At 62.4% G+C, this 4,681-nt stretch carries 5 protein-coding genes and 3 tRNA genes; all 8 read left to right on the top strand.

Going from position 1 to position 4,681, the window contains the following annotated elements; all coding sequences use genetic code 11:
• Window positions 1-181 (top strand): pyridoxine 5'-phosphate synthase (locus VFF99_RS06605; protein WP_325016148.1); only part of this gene is annotated, 181 nt, incomplete at its 5' end.
• A complete protein-coding gene (gene acpS, locus VFF99_RS06600; RefSeq protein WP_325016146.1) occupies window positions 178-570 on the top strand; it encodes a holo-ACP synthase in 393 nt (130 codons plus the stop codon). The genes VFF99_RS06605 and acpS, both read left to right, overlap by 4 nt.
• A complete protein-coding gene (nagZ, locus tag VFF99_RS06595) occupies window positions 567-1,625 on the top strand; it encodes a beta-N-acetylhexosaminidase (protein WP_325016144.1) in 1,059 nt (352 codons plus the stop codon). The genes acpS and nagZ overlap by 4 nt, the downstream gene beginning before the upstream one ends.
• An 8-nt stretch (window positions 1,626-1,633) precedes the next feature.
• Window positions 1,634-3,499, top strand: coding sequence for an excinuclease ABC subunit UvrC (gene uvrC / locus VFF99_RS06590; protein WP_325016142.1), 1,866 nt, complete (start codon window positions 1,634-1,636; stop codon window positions 3,497-3,499).
• 89 nt (window positions 3,500-3,588) lie between these two features.
• A complete protein-coding gene (gene pgsA, locus VFF99_RS06585; RefSeq protein ID WP_325016140.1) occupies window positions 3,589-4,170 on the top strand; it encodes a CDP-diacylglycerol--glycerol-3-phosphate 3-phosphatidyltransferase in 582 nt (193 codons plus the stop codon).
• A gap of 62 nt (window positions 4,171-4,232) precedes the next feature.
• Window positions 4,233-4,308, top strand: a tRNA-Gly gene (locus VFF99_RS06580).
• A 91-nt stretch (window positions 4,309-4,399) separates the two neighbouring features.
• A tRNA-Gly gene (locus tag VFF99_RS06575) sits at window positions 4,400-4,475 on the top strand.
• Between the two features lie 110 nt (window positions 4,476-4,585).
• Window positions 4,586-4,659, top strand: a tRNA-Cys gene (locus tag VFF99_RS06570).
• Window positions 4,660-4,681: the final 22 nt, after the last annotated feature.

Below are 4,681 nucleotides of genomic sequence, written 5' to 3'. Positions count from 1 at the left end.
GAATGCGGGCCACGGCTTGCACTACACCAACGTGCAGCCGATCGCCGCCATTGCCGAAATCGCCGAACTCAATATTGGTCATGCCATCGTGGCACAGGCCCTGTTCGTCGGCTGGAAGAATGCCGTCAAGGAAATGAAGGCGATCATGGTTGCCGCGCGCCTGGGTCTGCACAAGAAATGATCTACGGCATCGGCACCGACATCATCCAGATCTCACGCATCGAAGCCGCGCTTGCGCGCAACGGCGACCGATTCGCCGAGAAGATCCTCGGGCCGGAGGAGCTGGACAAATATCACCGGCGCAAGTCAAAGGTGGAGGCGCGGGGCATCCGCTTCCTCGCCTCGCGCTTCGCGGCCAAGGAGGCGTTTTCCAAGGCCATCGGCCTGGGCATGCGCATGCCGATGACATGGCGCGCGATGCAGACGCTGAACGCGCCCAGCGGCAAGCCGGTTGTCGTCACCAGCGGCGCGCTGAAGGAATTCATGGAACAAAACGGGCTCACCGCACAGGTGTCGATTACCGACGAAGCCGACTACGCGGTGGCCTTCGTCATAGTGGAGAAAAAATGAACAAGGTGGCGGAAAACGCTCAGCAGCAACTTGGCCCGGTCATGCTCGACGTCGTCGGCACGACCCTGTCGGATGACGACATCAGGCGAATCCAGCACCCGCTGACCGGCGGCGTGATTCTGTTTGCGCGCAACTATGAAAACCGGAAGCAGCTTGTCGCGCTCACTCAGGCCATCCAGGAAGCGCGTCCGGGCGTCCTGATCGCCGTCGATCACGAGGGCGGCCGTGTTCAGCGGTTCAAGACGGACGGCTTTACCCGCCTGCCGGCGATGCGCAAGCTGGGCGAGTTGTGGGACCGCGACGTGCTCGCATCGATCAAGGCGGCCACCGACATCGGCTTTGTCCTCGCGGCGGAACTGCGCGCCTGCGGCGTCGACCTCTCGTTTACACCCGTGCTGGATCTCGACTACGGCGAATCCGGCGTGATCGGCGACCGTGCATTCCATCGCGATCCGCGCGTGGTCAGTGTGCTCGCCAAGAGCCTCAACCATGGCCTGGCGCTGGCGGGCATGGCCAACTGCGGCAAGCACTTCCCGGGACATGGCTTCGTGAAAGCCGATTCCCACGTCGATATCCCTGTCGACGAGCGCAGCCTCAAGGAAATCCTCGCCGACGACGCCGCGCCCTACGGCTGGCTCGGCCTCGGACTGGCCGGCGTGATGCCCGCCCATGTGATCTACCCCAAGGTTGACAAGAACCCGGCCGGATTCTCCAAGAAATGGCTGTCCATCCTGCGCCGCGATTACGGATTCCAGGGCGTGATCTTCAGCGACGACCTGAGCATGGAAGGCGCGAGCGTCGCGGGCGGGGTGGTCGACGGTGCCAATGCGGCGCTCGCCGCCGGTTGCGACATGGTCTTGATCTGCAATTCGCCGGATAAGGCGGATGAACTGCTGCAGGGGCTGAAGCTCAAGGCGACGCCAGCCGCGAAGGCTTCGGCGGCGCGCGTCACGGCGCTCGTGCCGCTGTCGCCGGCACTCGCATGGGAGGCCCTGCAGGACGATCCGCGCTATCGAGCGGCGAAGGCGACCGCGGAGTCCTTCTCGGGAGTATAAGGGGCAAGATGTCCGAGACAGTCGTTCCAGAGGTTCCGGATCCGCGCGCGGCCATTCTTGAAATCGTCGCCGCGCTTCCGCACCTGCCCGGCGTCTATCGCTACTTCGATGAGGAGGGCAAGCTCCTGTACGTGGGAAAGGCGCGCGACCTGAAGAAGCGTGTTTCGAGCTATTTCCAGAAAACGCTCGCCAGCCCGCGCACCGCGATGATGGTCGAGCGCATTGCCCGCCTCGAAACGACGGTCACGCGCAGCGAGGCGGAAGCGCTGCTGCTCGAAAACAATCTCATCAAGACGCTGCAGCCGCGTTTCAACATTCTCTTCCGCGACGACAAGTCCTATCCCTACCTGAAGATCACCGGGCAGAACGTGCCGCGCATGGCCTATTATCGCGGCGCGGTGGACAAGAAGAACCAGTTTTTCGGCCCGTTCCCCAGCGCTTGGGCGGTGAAGGAATCGATCCAGATCCTGCAGAAGGTATTCCAGCTGCGCACCTGCGAAGACACTGTGTTTGCCAACCGGACACGGCCCTGCCTGCTGCACCAGATCCAGCGCTGCAGCGCTCCGTGTGTGAATGCGATCAGCCGCGAAGACTACGCGCACGACGTGGAGAATGCCGCCAAGTTCCTGCGGGGGCGGCAGAACGAAGTCCTCGAAGAACTCGAGACCAAGATGCATGCCTTCGCCGCGGAACTGAAGTTCGAACAGGCGGCTGCGGTGCGCAACCAGATCACGGCGCTTTCGCGCGTGCTTCACCAGCAGGCGATGGAGACGGTTGGCGATGCGGACATCGACATCATCGCCGTCGTCGTGCAGGGCGGCCGCGCCTGCGTCAACCTCGCCATGGTGCGCGGCGGGCGGCATCTGGGCGACAGGGCTTATTTCCCTTCGCATGTCGACGATGCGCTGGCCGACACGGAGGCAGGCGTGGAGGCAGAGGTGCTGAAGGCGTTCCTCGCCCAGCACTACATCGAGCTCTTTGTTCCGTCCACGATCATCGTCAGCGTCGAGCTCGATGAGCCGGCATTGATGATGGCGCTGATGGAGCAGTGCGGCCATCGGATTTCGCTCGTGTTCCAGCCGCAGGGGCAGCGCCGCCAGTGGCTGGAGATGGCGCAGAAGGGGGCCGAGATAGCACTGGCGCGCCTGCTGTCCGAGCAGGGTTCGCAAAAAGCGCGCACGCGCGCGCTGGCCGACACGCTCGCGCTGGATACCGCAGACATCGACGCGCTGCGCATCGAATGCTTCGACATCAGCCATACCCAGGGCGAGGCGACGCAAGCCTCCTGCGTCGTGTTCCACCACCACACGATGCAGAACGGTGAATATCGGCGCTACAACATCAACGACATCACACCCGGCGACGATTATGCGGCCATGCGGCAAGTGCTGACCCGGCGCTACGAAAAAGTGGCGAACGGCGAGGGCGTCATGCCCGACATCGTCCTGGTCGACGGCGGCAAGGGCCAGGTGGAAATGGCGCGGCAGGTGTTCAGTGAACTCGGCCTGGACATCGGCCAGATCGTGGGCGTGGCAAAGGGAGAAGGGCGCAAGGTCGGCCTGGAGACGCTGATCTTTGCCGATGGCCGCGCGGCGCTCGAACTGGGCAAGGAATCCGCTGCACTGATGCTCATCGCCCAGATCCGCGACGAAGCGCACCGCTTCGCGATCACCGGCATGCGCGCCAAGCGCGCGAAAGCCCGGCAGAGTTCGCGCCTGGAAGACATCGAAGGGATAGGTGCCAAGCGCCGGCAGAAGCTGCTCGCGCGTTTCGGCGGCCTGCGGGGTGTGGCCGATGCCAGCATCGAAGAGCTCGCCACGGTGGAAGGCATTTCACGCAAGCTCGCCGAAGAGATCTACAAGCAGCTGCACTGAAAGTTGCATCAAGGACGCCGCCGTCGCGCCAGGATTTGCGGGGATTGCAGTTTCCACGCGATAATCGCCATTATTCTCTGGCGCCGACTATGCCCTTCAATATTCCAATCCTGCTGACCTGGCTGCGCGTAGCGCTGATCCCGCTCGTGGTTGGCGTCTTCTACCTTCCCGACACCTGGCTTTCCCCCCATGCGAAAGGCGTGGCCTCCACGGCGATCTTCATCGTGGCGGCTGTGACCGACTGGTTCGACGGATTCCTCGCGCGCCGCTGGAACGAGACCTCCGCCTTCGGCGCCTTCCTCGACCCGGTGGCCGACAAGCTGATGGTCGCCGGCGCGCTCCTGCTGCTGGTCGAGTTCGACCGCGTCAATGCGGTGGTCGCATTCATCATCATCGGCCGTGAGATCGCCATCTCCGCACTGCGCGAATGGATGGCGCAGATCGGCGCGTCGAAATCCGTCGCGGTCAGCTCGATCGGCAAGATCAAGACGACGGCCCAGATGGTGGCGATCCCGATGCTGCTCTATAGCGATACGCTGTTCGGCGTGATCGACACGCGTCTATGGGGCGCGTGGCTGCTGGTCATCGCTGCAGTGCTGACGGTCTGGTCCATGTTCTATTACCTGCAGAAGGCATGGCCGCTGATCAAAGAGAAGGCAGGGCGCATCTGAATCCCGGTGTGTGCTTGACAAAAAACGGCAGACGTCTATAATGTGCGTCTGTTGTGAACGACGCGGGAATAGCTCAGTTGGTAGAGCGCAACCTTGCCAAGGTTGAGGTCGAGGGTTCGAGACCCTTTTCCCGCTCCAAGATTCTGAAAGGAAGCTTACACAAGCTTCCTTTTTTATTTCACAAGGTTGAGGGCTTTGCCCCGGTTTTGTGAAGCGCATGAAGGTTTATGCGGGAATAGCTCAGTTGGTAGAGCGCAACCTTGCCAAGGTTGAGGTCGAGGGTTCGAGACCCTTTTCCCGCTCCAGTTTCAAATGGAAGCGCACGGCTTCCTCGCTGGCCCGGCGGCAGCAATGAATCGCCGCAAGATGGTGGGCGCAGCGCCGTTTCAGTTTTGTGGTTACAATACCCTCCCGTGGCGGGGTAGCAAAGTGGTTATGCAGCGGCCTGCAAAGCCGTCTACGCCGGTTCAATTCCGACCCCCGCCTCCAAGAAATCGAAAACCCGGTCCCA

The organism is Noviherbaspirillum sp. (genome assembly GCF_035654295.1).
Lineage (GTDB): Bacteria > Pseudomonadota > Gammaproteobacteria > Burkholderiales > Burkholderiaceae_D > Noviherbaspirillum.
Note: the sequence above shows the minus strand (reverse complement) of the source record. Positions and strands in the feature narration are given on the sequence as shown.

Bases quoted from the DNA above. Each gene is read 5' to 3' on its own strand.
- acpS (WP_325016146.1), top strand. From the start codon at position 178: ATGATCTACGGCATCGGCACCGACATCATCCAGATCTCACGCATCGAA.
- nagZ (WP_325016144.1), top strand. From the start codon at position 567: ATGAACAAGGTGGCGGAAAACGCTCAGCAGCAACTTGGCCCGGTCATG.
- uvrC (WP_325016142.1), top strand. From the start codon at position 1,634: ATGTCCGAGACAGTCGTTCCAGAGGTTCCGGATCCGCGCGCGGCCATT.
- pgsA (WP_325016140.1), top strand. From the start codon at position 3,589: ATGCCCTTCAATATTCCAATCCTGCTGACCTGGCTGCGCGTAGCGCTG.